Source organism: uncultured Citricoccus sp. (assembly GCF_937871995.1).
Classification (GTDB): Bacteria; Actinomycetota; Actinomycetes; order Actinomycetales; family Micrococcaceae; genus Citricoccus.
Map to the genome: position 1 here is coordinate 1 of NZ_CALMQR010000026.1, position 23,139 is coordinate 23,139.

The following is a 23,139-nucleotide window of genomic DNA, read 5'->3' on the forward strand; positions in this document are numbered from 1 at the left end:
CGGCCCTGCTTGCCCTTGAGCATGTCGGACAGCGACTTCAGCGGACGGTTGCCCGGTCCGGTGACCGGACGGCCGCGGCGGCCGTTGTCGAACAGCGAGTCCACGGCCTCCTGCAGCATCCGCTTCTCGTTATTGACGATGATCTCCGGCGCGCCCAGGTCCAGCAGTCGCTTCAGGCGGTTGTTGCGGTTGATCACGCGGCGGTACAGGTCGTTGAGGTCCGAGGTCGCGAAGCGGCCACCGTCCAGCTGCACCATCGGGCGCAGCTCCGGCGGGATCACCGGGACGGCGTCCAGGACCATGCCCAGCGGCGAGTTATCCGTGGTCAGGAACGCGTTGACGACCTTGAGCCGCTTCAGGGCGCGGGTCTTGCGCTGGCCCTTGCCGGTCTTGATGGTCTCGCGCAGCATCTCGGACTCGGCCTCGAGGTCGAAGGTCTCCAGGCGCTTCTTGATCGACTCGGCGCCCATGGAGCCCTCGAAGTACTGGCCGTACTTGTCCCGCATGGAGCGGAACAGCCCCTCGTCGCCCTCGAGGTCGGCGACCTTGAGGTTCTTGAAGCGGTCCCAGATGCGCTCCATCCGGTCCAGCTCGGCGTCGGCCCGCTTGCGGATCTGCGCCATGGTCTTGTCCGCGGCGTCGCGGGCCTTCTTCTTCTCGGCGGCCTTGGCACCCTCGGCCTCGAGCTTGGCCAGGTCCTTCTCCAGGTCCGAGGCCACGGCGGCGATGTCCGCGTCACGCTGGTCGGCCAGGTGACGGGTCTCCTGGTCGTGCTCGGCCTGCAGGTTCGGCAGGTCGGCGTGACGGGTCTCCTCGTCCACCCACGTGATCATGTAGGCGGCGAAGTAGATGATCTTCTCGAGGTCCTTGGGGGCCAGGTCGAGCAGGTAGCCCAGCCGGGACGGGACGCCCTTGAAGTACCAGATGTGGGTGACCGGGGCGGCCAGCTCGATGTGGCCCATCCGCTCGCGGCGGACCTTGGAGCGGGTCACCTCGACGCCGCAGCGCTCACAGATGATGCCCTTGAAGCGCACGCGCTTGTACTTGCCGCAGTAGCACTCCCAGTCACGGGTGGGGCCGAAGATCTTCTCGCAGAAGAGTCCGTCCTTCTCCGGCTTCAGGGTGCGGTAGTTGATGGTCTCGGGCTTCTTGACCTCGCCGAAGGACCAGTTGCGGATCTCGTCCGCGGTGGCCAGGCCGATGCGCATGAGGCCGAAGGATGAGTTGTCGTTGGACATGGTCCGTTGAACTCCTGATTTCTAGCGTTGATGAAGTCTTGGGGTGGGACGGGGAACGGGGTTTCTCAGACCTCTTCGACCGAGCTGGGCTCGGCGTGGGACAGGTCGATGCCCAGTTCCTCGGCGGCCCGGAAGACTTCATCATCCGAGTCACGCATTTCAATCGCGGTGCCGTCGGCGGAGAGGACCTCCACGTTCAGGCACAGCGACTGCATTTCCTTGATGAGCACCTTGAAGGACTCCGGAACGCCCGGCTCCGGGATGTTCTCGCCCTTCACGATGGCCTCGTAGACCTTCACGCGGCCGTGGATGTCATCCGACTTGATCGTCAGCAGCTCCTGCAGGGTGTAGGCGGCGCCGTACGCCTCCAGGGCCCAGACCTCCATCTCACCGAAGCGCTGGCCGCCGAACTGCGCCTTACCGCCCAGCGGCTGCTGGGTGATCATGGAGTACGGGCCGGTGGAACGGGCGTGGATCTTGTCGTCCACCAGGTGGTGCAGCTTCAGCATGTACATGTAGCCGACGGACACCGGGTCCGGGAACGGCTCGCCGGAGCGGCCGTCGAACAGGGTGGCCTTGCCGTTGGTGCCCATCAGCCGGTCGCCGTCACGGGTGACGTTGACGTGGCCGAGCAGGCCCTCGATCTCGTGGGCCTCGGCACCGTCGAACACCGGGGTGGCGACGTTGACCGGGCCGGACTGCCGCGGGAAGTTCGGCAGGTCCTTGATCCACTCCGGCTCCCCCTGGATGTCCCAGCCGCGCGAGGCGGCCCAGCCCAGGTGCAGCTCCATGACCTGGCCCAGGTTCATGCGGCCCGGGACGCCCAGCGGGTTCAGGATGATGTCCACCGGGGTGCCGTCGGCCAGGAACGGCATGTCCTCGACCGGCAGGATCTTGGAGATGACGCCCTTGTTGCCGTGGCGGCCGGCCATCTTGTCGCCGTCGGTGATCTTGCGCTTCTGCGCCACGTAGACGCGCACCAGCTGGTTCACGCCCGGGGGCAGGTCGTCGTCCTCGTCGCGGTCGAAGATGCGCACCCCGATCACGGTGCCGGACTCGCCGTGCGGCACCTTCAGGGAGGTGTCACGCACCTCGCGGGACTTCTCGCCGAAGATGGCGCGCAGCAGGCGCTCCTCCGGGGTCAGCTCGGTCTCGCCCTTCGGGGTGACGCGGCCGACCAGGATGTCCCCGGCCTCGACCTCGGCACCGATGTGGATGATGCCGCGCTCGTCGAGCTGGGCCAGCACCTCGTCGGAGACGTTCGGGATGTCCCGGGTGATCTCCTCGGCGCCCAGCTTGGTGTCACGGGCGTCGACCTCGTGCTCCTCGATGTGGATCGAGGTCAGCACGTCCTCCGAGACCATGCGCTGGGACAGGATGATGGCGTCCTCGTAGTTCAGGCCCTCCCAGGGCATGAACGCGACCAGCAGGTTCTTGCCCAGGGCCAGCTCGCCGTGGTCCGTGGCCGGGCCATCGGCGATGATGCTCAGGCGCTCCACGCGGTCGCCCTCGGAGACGCGCACCCGCTGGTTGTAGGCGTTGCCCTGGTTGGAGCGGGCGAACTTCATGATCGGGTAGTGCTTCATGGTGCCGTCGTCCTGCATGACGGTCACGAGGTCGGCGGCGACCTCGGTCACCACGCCGGGGGCGTCGGCGGTGATGGAGTCACCGGCGTCCACGGCCACGTACTTCTCCATGCCGGTGCCCACGTAGGGGGCCTCGGCCTGGAGCAGCGGCACGGCCTGGCGCTGCATGTTGGCGCCCATGAGCGCGCGGTTGGCGTCGTCGTGCTCGAGGAACGGGATCAGGGCCGTGGCGGCCGAGACCATCTGCCGCGGCGAGACGTCCATGTAGTCGATGTCGTCCACGGAGGACAGCACGGGCTCGCCGCCACCGCCGCGCTGACGGCAGAGCACGAGCTCCTCGGCGAAGGAGCCGTCCTCGTTGAGCGGGGCGTTGGCCTGGGCGATCTGGGCCACCAGCTCGTCATCGGCGGTCAGGTAGTCCACCTGCTCGGTGACGATCCCGTCCACGACCTTGCGGTACGGGGTCTCGATGAAGCCGAAGGGGTTGATCCGCCCGAAGGTCGCCAGCGAGCCGATCAGGCCGATGTTCGGGCCTTCCGGGGTCTCGATGGGGCACATGCGGCCGTAGTGCGAGGGGTGCACGTCACGGACCTCCATGCCGGCCCGGTCGCGGGACAGGCCGCCCGGGCCCAGCGCGGACAGGCGACGCTTGTGCGTCAGTCCGGCCAGCGGGTTGTTCTGGTCCATGAACTGGGACAGCTGGGAGGTGCCGAAGAACTCCTTGATCGAGGCCACCACGGGGCGGATGTTGATCAGGGTCTGCGGGGTGATGGCCTCGACGTCCTGGGTGGTCATGCGCTCGCGCACGACGCGCTCCATGCGGGACAGGCCGGTGCGGATCTGGTTCTCGATCAGCTCGCCCACGGCGCGGATGCGGCGGTTGCCGAAGTGGTCGATGTCATCGACCTCGACGCGCACCTCGACGTCCTCGCCGTCGCGCTTGCCCGTGATGGTCCGCTCGCCGGCGTGCAGGGCCACGATGAAGTGGACCATCTGGGCGATGTCGTCCTCGGTCAGCACGGAGGCGTTCGGGTCGCCCAGGGGCAGGTCCACGCCCAGCTTGCGGTTGAGCTTGTACCGGCCCACCTTCGCCAGGTCGTAGCGCTTGGGGGTGAAGTACAGGTTGTTCAGCAGGTTCTGCGCGGCGTCCACGGCGGCGGGCTCGCCCGGGCGCAGCTTGCGGTAGATGTCCAGCAGGGCCTCGTCCTGGCCCTCGGTCGGGTCCTTCTCGAGGGTGGCGCGGATGGAGTCGTACTGGCCGAACTCCTCCAGGATGCGGGACTCGCTCCAGCCCATGGCCTTGAGCAGCACGGTGACCGGCTGCTTGCGCTTGCGGTCCAGGCGCACGCCGACCTGGTCACGCTTGTCCACCTCGAGCTCGAACCAGGCACCGCGGGAGGGGATGACCTTGGCGGTGAAGATGTCCTTGTCCGAGGTCTTGTCCGGGGTGCGCTCGAAGTAGGCGCCCGGGGAGCGGACCAGCTGGGACACGACGACACGCTCGGTGCCGTTGATGACGAAGGTGCCCTTCTCCGTCATCAGCGGGAAGTCGCCCATGAACACCGTCTGCTGCTTGATCTCGCCGGTGTTGTTGTTCATGAACTCGGCCTTGACGTACAGCGGCGCGGCGTAGGTGGTGTCGCGCTCCTTGCACTCGTCCACCGGCATCTTCGGGTCGGAGAACTCCGGCTCGGTGAACGACAGGGACATGGTGCCCTGGAAGTCCTCGATCGGGGAGATCTCCTCGAAGATGTCCGACAGGCCGGAGGTGACGGCGACCGAGTCGTCGCCGATCTCCTGGGCGTGGGCCACGCGCTCGGCCCAGCGGGAGTTGCCGACCAGCCGGTCGAAGGACTCAGTCTGCAGGGCCAGGAGGTCCGGCACGTCCAGTGGCTCGTGGATCTTCGCGAAGGTGATCCGGCCGGCGCTGGTGCCGGAGCGGGGCGAGATGGCCCCGGGAGTGTTAGCGGTTTCGGTATTTGAGGTGCTCGAGGCGACCAAGAGGGTTCCTTCCACAGACCGTCTGCATTTCCGTTCGCTCCCCGACCCGATCCACGACGTCCGGGGCCCACCGCTATTTGAAGGCCCGACCGGACGCCACGCCGCCGAGGTCGGTCATCCGGGCACGCCGGGACACACCTCAGGGGTGGACAGAAGGGAGACGTAAGGACTTAGCATAACCGCCACAGCCCCGGAAGTCCACTTACTCCGCGAGTCCTCGCCGTGAACGTGCCGAGGGTGTGAGACGCTACGAGACTCGGCCCAGCCGCTCCCCCAGCACCGGCCAGTTCCCCAGGCCGGTCGTCACCGCCCGCTGCAGGCGCGGGCCCAGCGGGGTCTCCACCCAGCGGTGCACCAGCCACGCGGCGCCCAGGACCGAGGCCAGGGCCAGGCCCAGGACCCACTGCCGGGGCAGGACCGGCGAGAGCAGCATGATGACCCACCAGCCCCACAACTGGTGCAGCAGGTACACGGGGTAGGTCAGGCTGCCGGCCAGCGCGGCCCCGGGCAGCCGCACGCGGGCCAGCGGCGTGAGCACGATCACCGCCACCACCGCGAACAGTCCCACCACGATCAGCGCGAAGAGCGCCGTCGGGTAGTCGTAGCCGGTGAGCTCGGCGGTCTCGCGCTGCTGGATGCCCGCGGACCACTGGGTGGCCAGCGCCACGTTCACGGCCAGGACGGCCCAGCGGCCGGGGGTGTGACCGAACCGGAACAACAGGAACAGTGCCATGCCGCCGGCGAAGAGGGCCGAGTACTCGGGGAAGAACACGTGCTGCACCCAGCCGACGTCGTGCCCCGCGGCGCCCAGGCCGAGGTACAGGCCGTTGCCGAGCAGCGGCCAGGCCAGGGCGAAGGCGAGCACGCGGCGAACGGTCATGCCGATCAGGGTGAAGGCGAGGATCCACAGGTAGAACTTCATCTCCACCCACAGCGTCCAGTAGACGCCGTCGAGGTGGCCCACCCCGAACCCGCCCTGGAACATCGTCAGATTGACCCACAGGTCCGAGGGACTGCGATTGACCCCGAGCTCGGGCCAGACGACGAAGATCAGCGCGGCGGCACCGAGCACCGCCACCCAGTAGGCGGGGTACAACCGGCCCACGCGCGAGCCGATGAACCGCGCCGGGGACTTGCCGAAGGACGAGAGCAGGATCACGAAGCCGGAGATGACGAAGAACAGCTGCACGCCCAGGGCGCCGACGGCCGTGAACTGGCTCAGCCAGGGCCAGGCCTCGGCGGCCGGGTCACCGTGGCGGCCCCAATTGCCGTGGTGCCACGCGGTCCAGTGGAACAGCACCACGGCCAGCGCGGCGACGAGCCGGAGCGCGTCCAACAACGCCAGGCGGGGCCGGGCCGGCGCCGGCGTGGCCCGCGGTTCCCCCTGCTGCTGCGGCTGCGGCGGGGCTACCCGCTGCATCTCTGCTGTCGCGACCATCGGTCGGCCCCCTCCAGTATCCCTCGCCCTGCCCGAACCACCTTTACGGTTTCGTTACCTTAGGCAGTCAGTCTGGGTGTCCGCTGGGAGGATGGCGTTAAACGCCACGGCCCCTCCGTCCCGCGCAGGCGGGAGGGAGGGGCCGTGGGTGTGGGCAGCGGCTAGGCTCGCATCACTTGAGGGTGACGGTGGCGCCGGCAGCCTCGAGCTGCTCCTTGGCCTTGTCCGCGGTCTCCTTGTTGACGCCCTCCAGGACGGGCTTCGGAGCGCCGTCGACCAGGTCCTTGGCTTCCTTCAGACCCAGCGAGGTCAGGGCGCGGACCTCCTTGATGACGCCGATCTTCTTGTCGCCGGCGGCCTCGAGGACGACGTCGAACTCGCTCTGCTCCTCGGCAGCAGCGGCCTCGCCGCCACCGGCGGCGGGGGCGGCAGCAGCGGCGACCGGTGCGGCAGCGGTGACCTCGAACTTCTCCTCGAACGCCTTGACGAACTCGGACAGCTCGATGAGGGACAGCTCGGCGAACTGCTCGAGCAGCTCTTCAGTGGACAGCTTGGCCATGATTGGCTCCTTTACTTGAGGGTTCTCACGTATGTGGGGTGAAACGTGGCCGCTGGACGCGACCGGGGGGTGTTACTCGGCTGCGGGGGCAGCGGCGCCGCCCTGCTCCTCGACCTTCGCGCGCAGGGCGTCCACGGTGCGGACGGCCTGGGACAGCGGGGCCTGCAGCATGTAGGCCGCCTTGTACAGGTTGCCCTTCATGGCACCTGCCAGCTTGCCCAGCAGAACCTCGCGGGACTCGAGGTCCGCGAGCTTCTTGACGGCCGCCTCATCGAGGAACTGGCCCTCCATGTAGCCGCCCTTGACGATCAGGGCATCGTGGTTCTTGGCAAAGTCACGCATCGCCTTGGCCGCGTCCACCGGGTCGCCGGAGACGAAGGCAATCGCGGACGGACCGGTCATCTTGCCCTCGAAGGCGTCGATGCCGGCCTGCTTGGCCGCGATCTCGCTGAGCGTGTTCTTCACCACGGCGTAGGTCGCGTTCTCACCGAGTGCACGACGGAGCTCCTTGAGCTCGGCCACGGTGAGACCACGGTATTCCGTCAGGACGGCTGCGGTGGAGGTGCGGAAGAGTTCCGCCAGCTCCGCCACAACAGCGTTCTTCTCAGACGTCGCCATGGCACTCCTTCCATTACTTGGGGCCGGCACCCGTCCTGGAGACAAGAAAACGCCCCGTGCAGGTGCACGGGGCGTGGCAGTACCGTCGAGCCCTGGGGCTCACCGGGAAGGCGTTGCTCTGTCTCACCTGCGCAGGCCGCCTCCTGAAGGAGGGCTTTACGATCGGTTCCGCGAGGGATCCGACGACCGGCGGTCTTTGGTGCGTCCAGAATACGCGGGAGTCCGGCGCATCACCAAATCGGGCCGGCGGACCCCGGGCGGCCGTACCCCGGGCTCCCGCTCCCCCCGATCCTCCTCTGCCAGCCGGGACGGGTGGACACCGGCCGGAAGCCCAGCGTCTCGTTGGCGCGCAGGATGGCCGCGTTCTCCCGGGCGGCCCAGGCGTACACCCGCTCGACGGTGGGCCTGGACCGCACCAGCCGCGAGATGTTGGCGGCCTTCAGCAGCAGCGCGAGGTGGCGACCGCGGTGGTCGGGGTGCACCAGGGTGCTGCCCTGGTAGGCCACCTGCGGCAGGTCCCGGAAGGTCTCGATGTCCGAGTGCCCCACCAGCCGGCCCGAGGGCCGGTGCCGTGCGGCGGTGGTGACCATGGTGAGATGGATCTGCTCCCGGGCCCGCTCCTCCGCGCGCAGGCGGTCCACGTCCCAGGCCTCGGGGACGATCTCGAGCTCTCCCCGGGGCGCCTCGGCCGGCATCCGTCCCCGCAGTCCCGCCATCGACTCGGCGTGCTCCTCGGGGCAGGCACCCTCCCAGCCCACCAGCTCGTAGTCACCGCCCGGACCGCCCGCCGCCTCCACCTGCCGGGCCGGACCGGCCGCCTCGGGCAGCGCCAGCACCGAACACCACTCCAGCTGGGCCAGCACGTAGCCGCGGGCCGCGGCGAACGCCGCGTCCGCCGCGCTGGACCGCACCTCCGGCGGGCCGGCGGAGGCCGGGTCCACGAGGGCGTTGTCCGTCCAGGACTGCAGGGTGGTGTGCCCCCGGCGCAGCGCCTCGGCCTCGATCCCGGCCAGCAGCGCCGATCCCACGCCCCGGCGCCGGAAACCCGGGTGCACCCCCACCCACACCTCGGCCGTGGCCGCGGCCGGCGTGGCGGCGAGGAATCCGAACCCGACGATCCGGCCGGGATCCTCGGGGTCGTCCAGCCGCGCGGCGACATAGTCCACCCGGAAGTCCGGACGGGGCCGGGCCGCGGCGAGCCGGTTCTCCGGCGATTCGTAGAAGTCGTTGGAGCCCCAGAACAGGGAGGTGATCAGGTTGGCCAGCTGGGAGACCTGGAGGAAGTCGGCCGTGGTGGCCGGCATCGGCAGGCGGGATTGGTCGAGGTGCTGGGGCAGCTCGAGCCAGTCGAGCGCCAGGCCGTGCCGCGTGTCGGTCATGGCCCCATGATGCCGCACTCACGCCCAGACCATGATCGCGGACCCCGCCGCCGAGACGGTTCCCGTCCGGCTGTAGGCCTGGACGACGTACCAGTACCGGCGCCGCGGCTCCGCGGTGAGGTCCCCCCAGCGACCCGCCCCGGTGGCCGCCGGCAGGACGGCCAGGAGGTCCTCGGCCGTCCCCGGCAGGGCCGGGATGGTGGCGCTGTAGGCGCGCTGCCGCCAGATGGCGATCCAGCGGGCGGGTTCCGCACCGGCCGGCAGCGTCCACTCCAGGGTGAGGCCGCTGACCGTGCGCCCGGCCCGGGTGAACGCGGGCGACGGCGGCCGGGCGGCGTTGAGCCACCGGACGGGCAGCGGCAGGGCACGGCGCTGGTAGTGCACCGAGCGCACCCGGCTCATCGCGCCGAGCTCGTCCGCGCGGACGGCACTGGCGTTGTAGTAGGCATTCCCCTCCACCTGGGTCAGCCCACGGCCCAGCGCCACGTGGTTGCTCAGTTCCGCGGGATTCGTCCAGCCGGCGTCGCCGACCTTGTACACGGCCTCCCCCAGGGCGATGTGCGTGCGGGTCACGGTGCCCTGCAGGGACCACCAGCGGGACAGCACGTCGTAGTCCGCCGTCGGGTGTCCCTGCTGCCAGTACAGCTGGGGGATGAACAGGTCCGTCCACTGCTCGCGCAGCCACAGGCGCGTGTCGGCGTACAGGTCGTCGTACGCCTGGAGCCCGGCGGTGTCCGAACCGGCCGTGGAGCTGGTGCGGTTGCGCCAGATGCCGAAGGGGCTGACGCTGAAGACGGCGCGCCGGTCGGCCGCGTGGACGTCCAGGCCGGCGTAGCGCACGAAGCGGTTGACGTTGTCCCGGCGCCAGGTGGCACGGGTCCGTCCGGCACCGTAGAGCGCGAAGGAGGCGTCGTCGCCGATGACCTGGCCCGCCGCCGGGTATGGGTAGAAGTAGTCGTCCAGGTGCACGCCGGCGACGCCGTAGCGCGAGGCGATCTCGGCCAGCACCGCCCGCACGTGCAGGCGCACCTCCGGCCGGCCGGGATCCAGGTACCGCCGTCCCCCGTAGGCGTAGGTGAAGGACGGGTTGCGCGCGGCGAAGCTGCCCGGGTGCAGCGAGGTCAGCGAGGTGTCCATGGCCACCCGGAAGGGGTTGGCCCAGGCGTGGACCTCCAGTCCGCGCCGCGAGGCCTCGGCCACCGCCCACTCGAGCGGGTCCCAGCCCGGGTCCTGGCCCAGGGTGCCGGTCAGGTACCGTGACCACGGCTCCCCGAGCGTGGACCGGTAGAAGCGGTCACCGGCCGCCCGGACCTGCAACAGGACCGCGTTGCAGCCGCGCAGGGCGGCCAGCCGGATGAGCTCGCCCAGCTCGGCGCGCTGCTGCGTGACGCTCAGCCCCGGGCGCGAGGGCCAGTCGACGTTGAGCACGGTCGCCACCCACAGGCCGCGGAACTCGTGCAGCGGCCGGGTGACCGAGGTGGCCGTGTCCCGCGCGGTGACGGTGTACGGGACCCAGGCGCGGCCGGTGGCCGCCTGGGAGACGCCGGCCGGGGGCCCCGTGACGGCGGAGAGGGCGACCGCCGCGGCGCCGCCGGAGATCAGGCTCCGTCGCGTGGGGCCGGGGGATGCCGGGCGCGACGGCACCGGGTGTGCCGAGACCATGGTGCACTGCCTTCCTCGCCCCTCTGGGGAGGAATTCTGCTCCGCGTCACGGACGGCGTCGAGTGCTGGGCGCCCCGGGGCCCGGCACCTGCGCCGGAACGACAGAGCGCCGGACCCCGGGTACTCCCGGGATCCGGCGCTCTGCCGCGGATGAGGATCAGGCCTCGGCGGTCACCTTGACCACGTTCGGGTCGACCTTGATGCCGGGACCGAAGGTGGTGGAGATGGTGGCCTTGGAGATGTACCGGCCCTTGGAGGCGGACGGCTTCAGGCGCAGCACCTCCTCGAGGGCGGCGGCGTAGTTCTCCGCCAGCTTGTCGGCGTCGAAGCTGGTCTTGCCGATGATGAAGTGCAGGTTGGCGTGCTTGTCGACGCGGAAGTCGATCTTGCCACCCTTGATGTCGGTCACGGCCTTGGCCACGTCCGGGGTCACGGTGCCGGTCTTCGGGTTCGGCATCAGGTTGCGCGGGCCGAGGATCTTGCCCAGGCGGCCGACCTTGCCCATCATGTCCGGCGAGGCCACGGCGGCGTCGAAGTCGGTCCAGCCGCCGGAGATCCGGGCGATCAGGTCGTCGGAACCGACGACGTCGGCGCCGGCGGCCTCGGCGGCCGCGGCCTTGTCACCGGTGGCGAAGACGACCACGCGGGCGGTCTTGCCGGTGCCGTGCGGCAGGTTGACGGTGCCGCGCACCATCTGGTCGGCCTTGCGCGGGTCGACGCTCAGGCGGAAGGCGACCTCCACGGTGGCGTCGGACTTCGACGGGTTGGTCTCCTTGGCCAGGGCGATCGCCTCGGCGGGGCCGTAGACAGCGTCCCCGATCTTCTCCTGGGCGGCCTTGTATGCTTTGCTGCGCTGTGCCATCTGCGTGTTCTCCTTATGCAGTCGTGGTCTGCGGGTCGCGCGCGACCCTGCCACTGGGGGTGTGAGGGGTTCCGTCAGCCGTCGACGGTGATGCCCATGGAACGGGCGGTGCCGGCGATGATCTTGGCCGCGGCCTGGACATCGTTGGCGTTGAGGTCTTCCATCTTGGTCTGGGCGATCTCCTCGCACTGGGCCTGGGTCAGCTTGCCGACCTTGTCCGTGTGCGGGGTGGCGGAGCCCTTCTTGACGCCTGCGGCCTTCTTGATCAGCTCGGCGGCCGGCGGGGTCTTGGTGACGAAGGTGAACGAGCGGTCCTCGTACACGGTGATCTCCACCGGCACGACGTTGCCGCGCTGGGATTCCGTCGCAGCGTTGTACGCCTTGCAGAACTCCATGATGTTCACGCCGTGCTGACCGAGCGCAGGGCCGATCGGAGGTGCCGGGTTGGCGGCGCCTGCCTGGATCTGCAGCTTGATCAGGCCTGCGACCTTCTTCTTGGGGGCCATTTTCGGGTCCTTCTACTTGCGGGTTTCCCGCGGGGCACAGGAGCGTGTCCCGGGGCTGGTGGCCGCCGTGGCGCGGCAGCCGGTCCGCTCCCGCCCGGCCAAAGCAACCGTGCGGGGGCGAAGTCTGGACTGTCCTACCGGATCTTCGTGACCTGGCCGAAGGACAGGGTCACGGGGGTCTCCCGCTCGAAGATGGTCACGAGGACCACGAGCTGCTGGGATTCCACCTTGACCTCGGAGATGGTGGCCGGGAGGGTCTCGAACGGCCCGTCGTTGACGGTGACCGACTCGCCGACCTCGAAGTCGACCTCGATCGCCGGCATGGACTCCTCGGTCCCGGCCGGTGCGGGGCGGCCCTCGGCCTGCGCGGCCTTGGTGGCCTCCTGCAGGACGGAGGGCGAGATCATGTCGAAGACCTCCTGCAGGGACAGCGGCATCGGGTCATGGGCGTTGCCCACGAACCCGGTGACGCCGGGGGTGTGCCGCACGACGCCCCAGGAGGCGTCCGTCAGGTCCATGCGCACGAGCACGTAACCGGGGATGCGCACCCGGTTGACGAGCTTGCGCGTGGTGTTGCGGATCTCCACGACCTCTTCCATGGGGACTTCGATCTCATAGATGTAGTCCTCCATCTCCTGGGTCTGGATACGCGTCTCGAGGTTGGTCTTCACGCGCTTCTCGTACCCGGCGTAGGTGTGGATGACGTACCAGTCACCGGGCTGGCGGCGCAGCCGCGCGCGCAGCTCCTCGGCCGGGTCGGCCGCGGGCTCGGCGACGGCGGGGGCAGCGGCGACGGCGTCAGGCGCTTCCTCGGCGACGTCCGTGGCGGCCTCGGCGGCGGCGACGTCGGACTGGTCGTCCTCGACGGCCTCGGCGAGTTCGGCCTCGGTGTCCTCCACCTCGGCGTCCAGCGCGGGCTCCCCGGCCACGGCAGCGTCCTCGGCAGTCTGGGGCTCCTGAGACGGCTGGGCCTCTTCGGCGAGGACGGCGTCCTCAACGGCCTGCGGTTCGAGTTCCTGCTCGGACACGGGTTCCTGCTTTCTTCACGCGGTCGACGTCATTCCGGCAGGGCGCGTCCTCCGGCTGGCCAGTCAGGCGCTGCCGTCACCGAAGACGAAGGAAGCACCCGTGCCGAACACGAAGTCCAGCAGGCTGACGAGCAAGATCATCAGGATCACGAACGCGAGCACGATGCCCGTGAGCTTGACCAGTTCCTCGCGGGTCGGGGTGACGACCTTTCGCAGCTCGTCCACGACCTGGCGCAGGAACAGGCCGATCCGGCCGAAGAAACCACGCTTCCGCGGCGCATCGGGGGTCTTCTCCCCCGTGCTGTTCGCAGCTGCCTCGGTCACGCGGCCTCACTTGCTAGTCGACACTGAACTGTCCTGCCGGGGGCTCCGGATCACTCCGGACCACCCTGCGCAGGGTAGACAGGACTCGAACCTGCAACCTGCGGTTTTGGAGACCGCTGCGCTACCAATTGCGCCACTACCCTTCGGGTCCGCAACGTGACGACTCAACGGCACGGCCCGTCATGGTGCTTTTCAACACCGGGGATCCACTCTACGTCATCTTGGGGAGTGAGTCGAACCGGTAGGCTGAACGCCATGACGTCACACACTCCGCGCAGTCGTGTCTCCCAGCGCATCGGATCGATCGCCGAGTCGGCCACTCTGGCCGTTGATGCCAAGGCCAAGGCCCTCAAGGCCGCCGGGCGCCCCGTCATCGGCTTCGGTGCCGGCGAGCCGGACTTCCCCACCCCGGGGTACATCGTCGAGGCGGCCGTCGAGGCCGCTCGCGACCCGAGGAACCACCGCTACTCCCCCGCCGCCGGACTGCCCGAGCTGCGCCAGGCGATCGCGGACAAGACCCTGCGGGACTCCGGCGTGAGCCTGGAGCCGAGCCAGGTCCTGGTGACCAACGGCGGCAAGCAGGCCGTCTACAACACCTTCGCCACCCTGCTGGACCCGGGCGACGAGGTCATCGTCCCCACGCCCTTCTGGACCACGTACCCCGAGTCGATCCGGCTGGCCGGCGGCGTGCCCGTGGAGGTCTTCGCCGGCCCGGAGACCGGTTACAAGGTCTCCGTGGACCAGCTCGAGGCGGCCCTGACCGACCGCACCAAGGTGCTGCTGTTCGTCTCCCCCTCCAATCCGACCGGCGCCGTGTACTCCCCGGAGGCCACCGCCGAGATCGGCCGCTGGGCCGCCGCGCGGGGCCTGTGGGTCGTCACGGACGAGATCTACGAGCACCTGACCTACGACGGCGTCCCGTTCACCTCGATCGCCGCCGCCGTGCCGGACCTGGCCGAGCAGGTGGTCATCCTCAACGGGGTGGCCAAGACTTACGCCATGACCGGCTGGCGGGTGGGCTGGATGGCCGGGCCGAAGGACGTCATCAAGGCCGCCGCGAACCTGCAGTCCCACGCCACCTCCAACGTCGCCAACGTCTCCCAGCGCGCGGCACTGGCCGCCGTCTCCGGCCCCCTGGACGCGGTCCAGGAGATGAAGGCGGCCTTCGACCGGCGCCGCCGGGCCATGGTCGAGGCCCTGAACGCGGTGCCCGGGTTCTCCTGCCCGACGCCGGAGGGCGCCTTCTACGCCTACGTGGACGTCCGCGACGCGCTGGGGAAGACCTACCGCGACGTGACCCCGCAGACCTCCGCCGACCTGGCCGGGTTCATCCTGGACGAGGCCGAGGTGGCCGTCGTCCCGGGCGAGGCGTTCGGGCCCTCCGGGTTCCTGCGGCTGTCCTACGCCCTGGGCGACGAGGACCTCGCCGAGGGCGTCGGCCGCATCCAGAGGCTGCTCTCCGAGTAACCGCATCTGCGCCTCATGGCAGTCTTTCCTGCCGCAGGTGCGTGACGTAGGGTCGGGGTCATGACTCTGCTGCGCATCGCCGAGGCGTCCCGGTACCTGGGTGTCAGCGACGACTCCGTGCGCCGCTGGGTGTCCTCCGGACGCCTGACCGCCCACACGGACGAGGCCGGGCGGGCCGCCGTCGACGGGGTGGAGGTGGCCCGGCTGGTCCGGGAGACCACGGCACGGGCAGACGCCGGGTCGCACGGGCTGCGCGTCTCGGCCCGCAACCGGTTCACCGGGCTGGTGACCGACGTGCTCATGGACACCGTGATGGCCCAGGTGACCCTGCAGTGCGGGCCCTTCCGCGTGGTGTCGCTGATGAGTGCGGAGGCCGCACGGGACCTGGGGCTGGAACCGGGCACGCCGGCGTCCGCGGTCGTGAAGGCCACCACCGTGATCATCGACTGCGACGAGGCCTGACCGTGAGGGCCCGCCTCCCCGCGCTGCTCGTCCTGGCCGCCGCCTCGGCGCCGGTGATGACCGGCTGCGCGGGAGGCTCCGCCGCCCAGGACGTCCCCGCCCAGGACACCGCCACCGCGGACGTCACGCTGACCGTCTTCACGGCGGCCTCGCTGTCGGACGCCTTCGAGCAGATCGGCGAGGACTTCGAAGCCGAGCACCCCGGTGTGACGGTGCGGTTCAACGTCGCCGGTTCGTCCGACCTGGTCCAGCAGGTCATCGCCGGGGCGCCGGCGGACGTCTTCGCCCCGGCGGACGTGCCGACCATGGACCGGGCCGTCGGCGCCGGGGCCGTCTCCGGTACGCCCCGGCCGTTCGCCACCAACGTGCTCACGCTGGTCACGCCGCCGGACAACCCCGCGGGCATCGCGTCCCTCGCGGACGCCGCGGCCGAGGGCGTGAACCTGGTGGCCTGTGCCCCCCAGGTCCCCTGCGGCCAGGCCACGGCCGCCCTCGCCCGGGCGTCCGGTCTCGCCCTGGACCCGGTCAGCGAGGAGTCCTCCGTCACGGACGTGCTGGGCAAGGTCACCTCCGGCGAGGCCGATGCCGGGCTGGTCTACGTCACGGACGCCGCCCGGGCCGGGGAGGCGGTGCGCACCGTGGACCTGGAGCACGCCCGGTCGGCCGTGAACACCTACCCGATCGCCGCGCTGGCGGAGGCGGAGCATCCCGGGCCGGCCGACGCGTTCGTCGAGCACGTCCTGGGCGCGCAGGGTCAGGAGGTGCTCGGGCATGCCGGCTTCGGCCACCCGTGACGTCCCGGTCCGCCCCCCGCGCGCCCTGACGGTCGTCGGCGTCCTGGGCGGCGCGGCCATCCTGCTGCCCTTCGTCGCGCTCGTGGCGGGGGTGGACCTGACCCGGCTGCCCCGGTTGCTGACCTCCCCGGCGGCGCTCGACGCCCTGGGGTTGTCCCTGCGGACGTCCCTGGCGGCCACGGCCGTCTGCCTGGTCCTGGGGATCCCGCTGGCGCTGACGCTGACCCGGCTGGAGTTCCCGGGCCGCAGCGTGGCCCGCTCGCTCGTGCTGCTGCCGCTCGTGGTGCCTCCCGTGGTCGGGGGCATCGCGCTCACGGAGGCCTTCGGCCGCCGCGGACTGGTCGGAGAGCACCTGCACGTGCTGGGGATCGACATCGCGTTCACCACCGCGGCCGTCGTCATGGCCCAGGTGTTCGTCTCCCTGCCCTTCCTCGTGGTCGCGCTGGAGGGGTCGCTGCAGACCCGGGGTGATGCCCACGAGCGCACCGCCCTGTCCCTGGGCGCCTCCCCGGCGCGCACCTTCCGCACCGTCACGCTGCCGCTGATGGCCCCCGGGCTCCTCGCGGGCACGGTGCTGACCTTCGCCCGTGCACTGGGCGAGTTCGGGGCCACCATCACCTTCGCCGGCTCGATGCAGGGCACCACCCGGACCCTGCCGCTGCAGGTCTACCTGGAGCGGGAGACGGACCCCGAGGCCGCCGTCGCGCTGTCCCTGCTGCTGGTGGTGGTGGCGCTGGCCGTCATCACGCTGGCCTACGGGCGCAAGCGGGTGACGATCTCGTGACGGGCCTCGACTGCCGCGTGGTGGTCCCCGAGCGCGAGGTGGACGTGGCGTTCACGGTCCCGCAGGGACAGACCCTGGCGCTGCTCGGGGCGAACGGCGCCGGCAAGTCCACCGTGCTGGACGCGCTGGCCGGCTGGCTGCGCCCGGAGTCCGGCTACGCGACGCTGGGCACGGAGGTCCTCTTCGACGGCGGCACGTGGGTCCCGGCCCGGCACCGCCGGGTCGGCTACCTGGCCCAGGACGCGCGGTTGTTCCCGCACCTGAGCGCCGAGGCGAACGTCGCCTACGGGCTGGACCGGGCCGGCGTCGTGGGCCGGTCGGCGCGGCGGCGGGTGGCCCGGAAGTGGCTGGAACGGGTGGGCGTGGGCCACCTGGCGGGACGGCGTCCGCACCAGCTCTCCGGGGGCCAGGCGCAGCGCACCGCGATCGCCCGCGTCCTGGCCTCGGATCCCCGGCTGGTCCTGCTGGACGAACCGCTGTCCTCGCTGGACGCCCAGGTGGTGCCGCAGGTCCGCGCCCTGCTCGCCGAGGTGCTCACCGGCCGCACGACCGTGCTGGTGACCCATCACGCGGCGGACGCCGAGGCGCTGGCCCACTCCACCCACCGGATCGCTAGAGCAGACCCCGTTCGCCCGCCCACCGGGTGAGCTCGTGGCGGTTGGACAGCTGCAGCTTGCGCAGCACGTTGGACACGTGCGTCTCCACCGTCCGCACGGAGATGAACAGCTCCCGCGCGGCCTCCTTGTACGTGTAACCGCGGGCGATGAGCCGCATGACCTCCAGCTCCCGGGCCGAGAGCAGGTCGAGCTCCTCGTCCCGCACCGCGACGTCCGCCGTCCCGAAGGCGTCCAGCACGAACCCGGCCAGCCGCGGGGAGAACACGGCGTCCCCGCCGGCCACCCGCTGCACGGCGTCCGAGACATCGGCCCCCGAGATCGTCTTGGTGACGTAGCCGCGGGCCCCGGCGCGGATGACCGCCACCACGTCCTCCGCGGCGTCCGAGACGGAGATCGCCAGGAACCGCACGCCGGGCGCCAGCTCCTGGCAGGCCGCGGCCACCTCGGCTCCCCCACCGCCGCGGCCGCCGGGCAGGTGCACGTCCAGCAGCACCACGTCCGGGCGCACCTCGTGGATGGTCCGCACCGCCGAGTCCACGTCCCCGGCCTCGCCGACCACCTGGATGGCGGACGGGTCCAGGTCCGCCTTCAGTCCCGTCCGGAAGATCGCGTGGTCGTCCACGATGACGACCCTCACTGGTACCCGGTTCATCCCTGCCGCCCTTCCTCGCCGTTCTTCCCATTCTGCGCCGGGACCGGCAGGTGCAGCCGGACCTCGGTGCCGCCGTCGCCGGTGATGATCCTCGCCGTGCCGCCGGCACGCTCCATCCGCCCGACGACCGACTCCCGGATCCCGAGACGGTCCGCCGGGATCGCGGAGAGGTCGAAACCGGGACCGCGGTCCTTGACGAAGACCTCCACGGCCTCCGGCCGGGCCTCCGCGTAGACCTGGACGGGCCCGGCATGGCGCACCCCGTTGAGCATCGCCTCGCGCGAGGCCTGCAGCACCGGGTCCAGCCAGGGACCGGTGGCCGAACCGACGGTGACCACCTCGATGGGCTGGCCGTGGTCGTCCTCGATCGCCGCGGCCAGGTCCTCGAGCCGGTCCGTCAGGGTCCCGGTGGGCCGGGAGGGATCCTGGTAGAGGTACTGGCGCAGGTCGCGCTCCTGGGCGCGGGCCAGCCGCACCACGGTGGAGGGGGTGTCCGCGTTCTTCTGGATCAGGGCGAGGGTCTGCAGCACGGAGTCGTGCAGGTGGGCGGCGATCTCGGCCCGCTCCGTCTGGACGGCCAGCGCGGAGGTCTTCGCCGTGGCGTCACGCCACGCCTTGAGCACCCAGGGGGCGGCCACCAGCACCACGCCGGCGACGATCACCCCCGCCACCAGCAGTCCCAGCCACAACTCGTCCGTGCCCACGAAACCGGCCGCGAGCGCCAGCACGCCGGCCATCACCAGCAGCAGTCCGAGGGCGAGTGAGCTGATCCGCCCGGTCCGGGCCGCCCTCCCAGCGTCCCGCAGCGTGTCCAGTTGCAGCCAGGCCAGGGCGATGCCCAGCAGCACGACGGCCACCGGCCCGATCAGGCCCCAGTTCATCCGGATGCCGGCCCCCAGCTGCAGGGCGAGGACGGCGGCCACGCCCAGCAGCACGACCCCGAAGATCACCTGCCAGCCCTGGCCCAGGACGCCGCCCAGGCGGACGGGGGCCTCCCGGACCTGCTCCGCGGCACCGCGGACCGGGTCGCCGGCGGTGAGCACGGCCTCGTGCTCGTCCGGGACGAAGATCCACAGCCAGGCGTAGAAGACCACCCCGACCCCGCTGAGCAGGGTCAGGGCCACGACGCCGGCCCGCACCCACCCGGTGGGCAGGCCGAGGTACCGGGCCAGCCCGGCGCAGACGCCGGCGACGACCCGGCCCTCGGCCGGACGCGTGAGGACACTGTGCATGGCCTCCATCCTGCCCCAGTACGGGGCGCCCGCGGACCGTCCTCCGGGGGTTCTCCGGGTCGGATCAGGGGCTTTCCGGATACCGGGCCGGGATGCGCGCGGCGACGATGGAACCATGAACGAGAACCCCGCCTCCGGCTTCTACGCCTGGATCCACTCCCTGCGCACCGTCCGCAGTCCCCAGCGCTGGCTGGGCGGCGTGGTCGCCGGCATCGCCGACCGCATCGGACTGGACCACACGCTGGCCCGGGCCCTGTTCGTGGTGCTGACCCTGCTGACCGCGGGGCTGACCGTGCTGGCCTACGGACTGGCGTGGATGGTCCTGCCCGAACCGGACGGGCGGATCCACGCCCGGGAGGCCGGCCAGGGCCGGTGGACCTCCGGCATGACCGGGGGCCTGGTCCTGGCGATCCTCGGCGCGGTGGGCCTGTTCACCCCGCCCTACGGACCCGACGGCGGCTGGTGGGACGTCGGCGGGCTCCTCGGCCTGGCGGTGATCGGCCTGTTCATCTGGCTCGTCGCCTCCCGGTCCGGCCCACGCGCGCTGCCCCCGGGCCCCGCAGGCGCTGCGTCCGGGGCCCCGTCCGCGGCCGTGAACGAGCCCGTCTTCCTCGCCCCCTCCGACACGGCGTGGTACGCCAGCGGGCCCCAGCCCCCCTCACCCGGCCCCACCTCCCCCATCTCCTCCCCCGCCGACCGCGCCTCCGAAGGACGTGACCCCATGACCGCTCCCTCTGCCCACTACCAGGCTCCCTACCCCCCTCCGGCCCCCGCCGCGCCGCAACCGGCCATGGTCGACCGCACCCCGCCGTCGCTGGCCGGTTCCACCCAGCTGCTGGTCATCGGGGTCGCCGTCCTGGCCGGGGCCGCCGTCGCCGCCCTGAAGTACCTCGGTGTCTTCACCGCCGGCTGGGGCGTGATCTGGGCCGCCAGCCTGGCCACGGCCCTCGGCGTGATGGCCGTCGGCCTCATCGTCGGGGCGATCCTCGGCCGCGGCGGGGGCGGGCTGACCGTCACCACGGCCCTCCTGGTGGTCCCCGTCCTGCTGGCCACGGGCGGGACGTTCGTCCGCGGCGACTGGAACGGCGCGTGGGACTCCACGTGGGACGGCACCGTCCAGGGCGACAGCAGGACCGGGTACGACCTGAGTTTCGGCTCCGGCGTGATCGACCTGACCGGCGAGCCCGGCAGCACCGATCCGGGCGCGGACCCGATCCGCCTGGACGTGTCCTTCTCCGAGGCCGAGCTGATCGTGCCGCACGACGTGGACGTCTACCTCACCGTGGACAACGCCTTCAGCTCCGTGAACTCGGAGCCCACCGTGGCCGGCGACGCCCGCGTCCAGGTCGTGGACGCCCCCACCGACCGCCGGCTGGAGATCGACGCCGACCTGGCCTTCTCCACGCTGACCGTCCGGGTGGATGATCCGACCACCACACCCACCGAGCAGGAGTGAACACCATGACCACCCACGACCCGTACCCCCACGACCCGTACCCCCACGCACCGCAGGCCCAGGACGCGGAGGCCCAGGCCCTCGAGGACGAGATCACCCGCGGCACCCTCCGCGACCGCCACCGGGACCACGAGTTCGACGGGACCTCCGGTCGCGGCTCGACGGCCGCCGTCGGGACCCGGACAGCGCCCGAGGGCATCCGCACCGGCACCCTGGTGTGGGGCATCATCGCCCTGCTGGTGGCCCTGTGGTCCCTGTCCGCGACCGTGCTGGACTGGGACGTCGACCCGGCCCTGGTGCTGATCTGCCTGGCCGCGCTCGGCGGCCTGGTGCTCGTGGCCGGCGGCATCGCCGGCGCCACCCGGAAGGGGCACTGACCGTGGACGCCTTCTACCGCACCCTGCGCTCCATCCCCTACCGCCGCGGCCCGCGCCGCTGGGTCGCCGGCATCTGCGGGGGCCTGTCCGCGAAGTTCGGCTGGGACCCCACGCTGGTGCGGATCGTGGTCCTGCTGAGCTTCCTGCTGCCGTTCATCGGCGTCGGCACCTACCTGGTGGCGTGGCTCCTGCTGCCCTGGCAGGACGGGTCCATCCCGCTGGAGCGGGTCCTGCCCGGTCACCACTCGCGATAGCCTTCGATCAGGACCACCCGATCCAGCCTGTCGAAAGGACCTCCAGCATGCGCGTCGGCCTCCTGACCAGCGGCGGGGACTGCCCCGGACTCAACGCGGTCATCCGCTCCGCCGTCCTGCACGGCATCAAGACCTACGACTACGAGCTCGTGGGCATCCGGGACGGCTGGCGCGGACTGATCGAGGGCGACGTGGAGGACCTGCCCCGCCAGCGGGTCCGCGGCCTGGCCCGCACCGGCGGGACCATCCTGGGCACCTCGCGGACGCACCCCTACAACCACCCACGGGGCGGCCCGGAGAACATCAAGGCCCAGATGGCCCGGCTGGGGCTGGACGCCGTGGTGGCGATCGGCGGCGAGGGGACCCTGGCCGGGGCGAAACGGCTGTCCGACGACGGCGTCCCGCTGGTCGGGGTGCCCAAGACCATCGACAACGACCTCCAGGCCACCGACTACACCTTCGGCTTCGACACCGCCGTCTCGATCGCCACCGACGCCATGGACCGGCTCCGCACCACGGGCGAGTCCCACCACCGGTGCATGGTGGCCGAGGTGATGGGCCGGCACGTCGGCTGGATCGCCCTGCACTCGGGCATGTCCGCCGGTGCGCACGCAATCCTCATCCCGGAGCAGCGCACCTCCATGGAGCAGGTGTGCGACTGGGTCCGCCAGGTGCACGAACGGGGGCGGTCACCGCTCGTGGTCGTCGCCGAGGGCTTCGTCCCCGAGGGCCACGACGACCCGCTGGCCGAGGCCGGGGCGGACGCCTCCGGCCGGCCGCGACTGGGCGGGATCGGCGAGTGGGTGACGCACCGGATCGAGGACATGACCGGGATCGAGACCCGCAACACCGTGCTGGGCCACATCCAGCGCGGCGGTGCGCCCACCGGCTTCGACCGCGTGCTGGCCACCCGCTTCGGCATGGGGGCCATCGACCTCGTCGCCGACGGCGAGTACGGGAAGATGGTCGCCCTGGACGGCACCGAGATCGTCCGGGTGGAGCTCGCAGCCGCCCTGGACGGGCTCAAGGAGGTCCCGCAGCACCGCTACGACGAGGCGAAGGTGCTGTTCGGGCGTTAGCCTTCAAGGATGCCCGTCAACAGCCACACCCGCCAGATCATCGAGCTGGCCTGGTCCCGGATCCTGGGACTGCCCGACGGCTCGATCACCGAGGCCGCCGGGTCTCCCCCGGGCTCCCGGCGGATCGAGGTGGCCACGGACTCCGGCGCGCAGGACGGCGCGGACGAGCAGATCGCCACCTTCGTCCGCCTCTACCAGACCTCCGTGCTCTACGGTCCCCGCTGGCTGCTGGACGCCGCCCGGGACGTGGACGACGAGGTCCTGGCCCTGGAGTCCACGATGATCCGCCTCGGCGCCGGACACGCCGCCCGCTCCCTGGGCGAGTCGGCGCTCTACTACGCGGAGGACGTCCCGGAGATCGAGCGCTCCGGATCCGTGGCCGTGTCCTACGAGGCGGCCGACGCCGCCGCGCTCGAGGCGCTGTGCCCCGCGGACGACGTCACCGAGGTGGGGCTGTCCGGTCTGGACGCCACCTTCACCCTGGTTCCCGACGACGGCTCGGGCACCCCGACCGGCGACCCGGTTGCGGGGGCCGGGTACGAGGAATGGCAGGGGCTGATCGGCCACCTGGGCGTGCTGGTGCGCCCCGACGTGCGCCGGATGGGCCTGGGCGCCTACGCCGCGGCGATCGCCATGGAGGAGGCCTTCACCGAGGGGCTCGTGCCGCAGTGGCGGGCCGCGCTGGGCAACACCGCCTCGCAGCACCTGGCCGGCACCCTCGGCTTCGAGCTGGCCGGGTCACAGACGACGGTGCTGTTCACCCA

The 23,139-nt window shown here is 71.2% G+C and carries 22 protein-coding genes, 1 tRNA gene and 1 pseudogene; 10 read left to right on the forward strand and 14 right to left on the reverse strand.

Annotated elements, in window-relative coordinates; genetic code table 11:
- From Q0283_RS02200 to Q0283_RS02255, 12 genes and pseudogenes are all read right to left on the reverse strand, one after another.
- Positions 1-1,238 (reverse strand): annotated as a pseudogene (locus Q0283_RS02200) (DNA-directed RNA polymerase subunit beta'); the annotation flags it as partial.
- Positions 1,239-1,303: 65 nt separating this feature from the next.
- Positions 1,304-4,774, reverse strand: a complete 3,471-nt coding sequence (rpoB, locus tag Q0283_RS02205) for a DNA-directed RNA polymerase subunit beta (protein WP_298042544.1) — start codon at positions 4,772-4,774, stop codon at positions 1,304-1,306.
- A gap of 298 nt (positions 4,775-5,072) precedes the next feature.
- A complete protein-coding gene (locus Q0283_RS02210; protein ID WP_298042494.1) occupies positions 5,073-6,263 on the reverse strand; it encodes an acyltransferase in 1,191 nt (396 codons plus the stop codon).
- 172 nt (positions 6,264-6,435) lie between these two features.
- Complete coding sequence (gene rplL, locus Q0283_RS02215; protein ID WP_183527572.1) at positions 6,436-6,822, reverse strand: 50S ribosomal protein L7/L12; 387 nt, start codon at positions 6,820-6,822, stop codon at positions 6,436-6,438.
- A gap of 72 nt (positions 6,823-6,894) precedes the next feature.
- Entirely contained in the window at positions 6,895-7,440 is a 546-nt protein-coding gene (gene rplJ / locus Q0283_RS02220; protein WP_298042497.1) for a 50S ribosomal protein L10, read from the reverse strand.
- A gap of 230 nt (positions 7,441-7,670) precedes the next feature.
- Positions 7,671-8,819 carry a GNAT family N-acetyltransferase gene (locus tag Q0283_RS02225; protein ID WP_298042500.1) on the reverse strand — a complete coding sequence of 383 codons (1,149 nt, stop codon included), beginning with the start codon at positions 8,817-8,819 and terminating at the stop codon, positions 7,671-7,673.
- An 18-nt stretch (positions 8,820-8,837) separates the two neighbouring features.
- On the reverse strand, positions 8,838-10,481 hold the full coding sequence (locus Q0283_RS02230) for a glycoside hydrolase family 10 protein (RefSeq protein ID WP_183527577.1): 1,644 nt from the start codon (positions 10,479-10,481) through the stop codon (positions 8,838-8,840).
- A gap of 157 nt (positions 10,482-10,638) precedes the next feature.
- Positions 10,639-11,343, reverse strand: coding sequence for a 50S ribosomal protein L1 (rplA, locus tag Q0283_RS02235; RefSeq protein ID WP_298042503.1), 705 nt, complete (start codon positions 11,341-11,343; stop codon positions 10,639-10,641).
- 74 nt (positions 11,344-11,417) lie between these two features.
- On the reverse strand, positions 11,418-11,849 hold the full coding sequence (gene rplK, locus Q0283_RS02240) for a 50S ribosomal protein L11 (protein WP_010143234.1): 432 nt from the start codon (positions 11,847-11,849) through the stop codon (positions 11,418-11,420).
- A gap of 134 nt (positions 11,850-11,983) precedes the next feature.
- Positions 11,984-12,877, reverse strand: a complete 894-nt coding sequence (nusG, locus tag Q0283_RS02245; protein WP_298042508.1) for a transcription termination/antitermination protein NusG — start codon at positions 12,875-12,877, stop codon at positions 11,984-11,986.
- 63 nt (positions 12,878-12,940) lie between these two features.
- The gene (gene secE, locus Q0283_RS02250) at positions 12,941-13,201 is read right to left on the reverse strand and encodes a preprotein translocase subunit SecE (RefSeq protein ID WP_010143231.1); all 261 of its coding nucleotides are present in this window, start codon (positions 13,199-13,201) and stop codon (positions 12,941-12,943) included.
- Positions 13,202-13,271: 70 nt separating this feature from the next.
- Positions 13,272-13,344 (reverse strand) — tRNA-Trp (locus Q0283_RS02255).
- Between the two features lie 112 nt (positions 13,345-13,456).
- On the opposite strand from Q0283_RS02255, the gene Q0283_RS02260 reads away from it, so the two are divergent.
- Genes Q0283_RS02260 through Q0283_RS02280 form a run of 5 tightly spaced genes read left to right on the forward strand, consistent with a single transcriptional unit; the run spans position 13,457 to position 17,355 of the window.
- A complete protein-coding gene (locus tag Q0283_RS02260) occupies positions 13,457-14,668 on the forward strand; it encodes a pyridoxal phosphate-dependent aminotransferase (RefSeq protein ID WP_298042512.1) in 1,212 nt (403 codons plus the stop codon).
- Positions 14,669-14,728: 60 nt separating this feature from the next.
- Positions 14,729-15,130, forward strand: coding sequence for a molybdopterin-binding protein (locus Q0283_RS02265; protein WP_298042515.1), 402 nt, complete (start codon positions 14,729-14,731; stop codon positions 15,128-15,130).
- A gap of 2 nt (positions 15,131-15,132) precedes the next feature.
- The gene (gene modA, locus Q0283_RS02270) at positions 15,133-15,924 is read left to right on the forward strand and encodes a molybdate ABC transporter substrate-binding protein (protein WP_298042518.1); all 792 of its coding nucleotides are present in this window, start codon (positions 15,133-15,135) and stop codon (positions 15,922-15,924) included.
- Positions 15,902-16,708, forward strand: coding sequence for an ABC transporter permease (locus Q0283_RS02275; protein ID WP_298042522.1), 807 nt, complete (start codon positions 15,902-15,904; stop codon positions 16,706-16,708). Before modA ends, Q0283_RS02275 begins: the two co-directional genes overlap by 23 nt.
- Positions 16,705-17,355, forward strand: a complete 651-nt coding sequence (locus tag Q0283_RS02280; protein WP_298042525.1) for a sulfate/molybdate ABC transporter ATP-binding protein — start codon at positions 16,705-16,707, stop codon at positions 17,353-17,355. Before Q0283_RS02275 ends, Q0283_RS02280 begins: the two co-directional genes overlap by 4 nt.
- Here the strand turns inward: Q0283_RS02280 and Q0283_RS02285 are convergent.
- Both Q0283_RS02285 and Q0283_RS02290 read right to left on the reverse strand, forming a co-directional pair.
- A complete protein-coding gene (locus Q0283_RS02285) occupies positions 17,321-17,977 on the reverse strand; it encodes a response regulator transcription factor (RefSeq protein ID WP_183527591.1) in 657 nt (218 codons plus the stop codon). The two genes, Q0283_RS02280 and Q0283_RS02285, sit on opposite strands and share 35 nt — an antisense overlap.
- Positions 17,974-19,209 (reverse strand): ATP-binding protein, encoded by a 1,236-nt coding sequence (locus tag Q0283_RS02290; protein ID WP_298042529.1) that lies wholly within the window; start codon positions 19,207-19,209, stop codon positions 17,974-17,976. Before Q0283_RS02290 ends, Q0283_RS02285 begins: the two co-directional genes overlap by 4 nt.
- A gap of 115 nt (positions 19,210-19,324) precedes the next feature.
- Between Q0283_RS02290 and Q0283_RS02295 the strand changes: the two genes are divergently transcribed.
- The 5 genes from Q0283_RS02295 to Q0283_RS02315 form a co-directional block, all read left to right on the forward strand.
- Entirely contained in the window at positions 19,325-20,665 is a 1,341-nt protein-coding gene (locus Q0283_RS02295) for a PspC domain-containing protein (RefSeq protein WP_298042532.1), read from the forward strand.
- A gap of 5 nt (positions 20,666-20,670) precedes the next feature.
- Positions 20,671-21,042, forward strand: a complete 372-nt coding sequence (locus Q0283_RS02300; RefSeq protein ID WP_183527597.1) for a hypothetical protein — start codon at positions 20,671-20,673, stop codon at positions 21,040-21,042.
- Between the two features lie 2 nt (positions 21,043-21,044).
- Positions 21,045-21,296 carry a PspC domain-containing protein gene (locus Q0283_RS02305; RefSeq protein ID WP_183527599.1) on the forward strand — a complete coding sequence of 84 codons (252 nt, stop codon included), beginning with the start codon at positions 21,045-21,047 and terminating at the stop codon, positions 21,294-21,296.
- Positions 21,297-21,343: 47 nt separating this feature from the next.
- On the forward strand, positions 21,344-22,375 hold the full coding sequence (locus Q0283_RS02310; RefSeq protein ID WP_183527601.1) for a 6-phosphofructokinase: 1,032 nt from the start codon (positions 21,344-21,346) through the stop codon (positions 22,373-22,375).
- Positions 22,376-22,384: 9 nt separating this feature from the next.
- Positions 22,385-23,139, forward strand: a 755-nt coding sequence (locus Q0283_RS02315) for a GNAT family N-acetyltransferase (RefSeq protein ID WP_298042541.1), incomplete at its 3' end; no start/stop codon positions are given.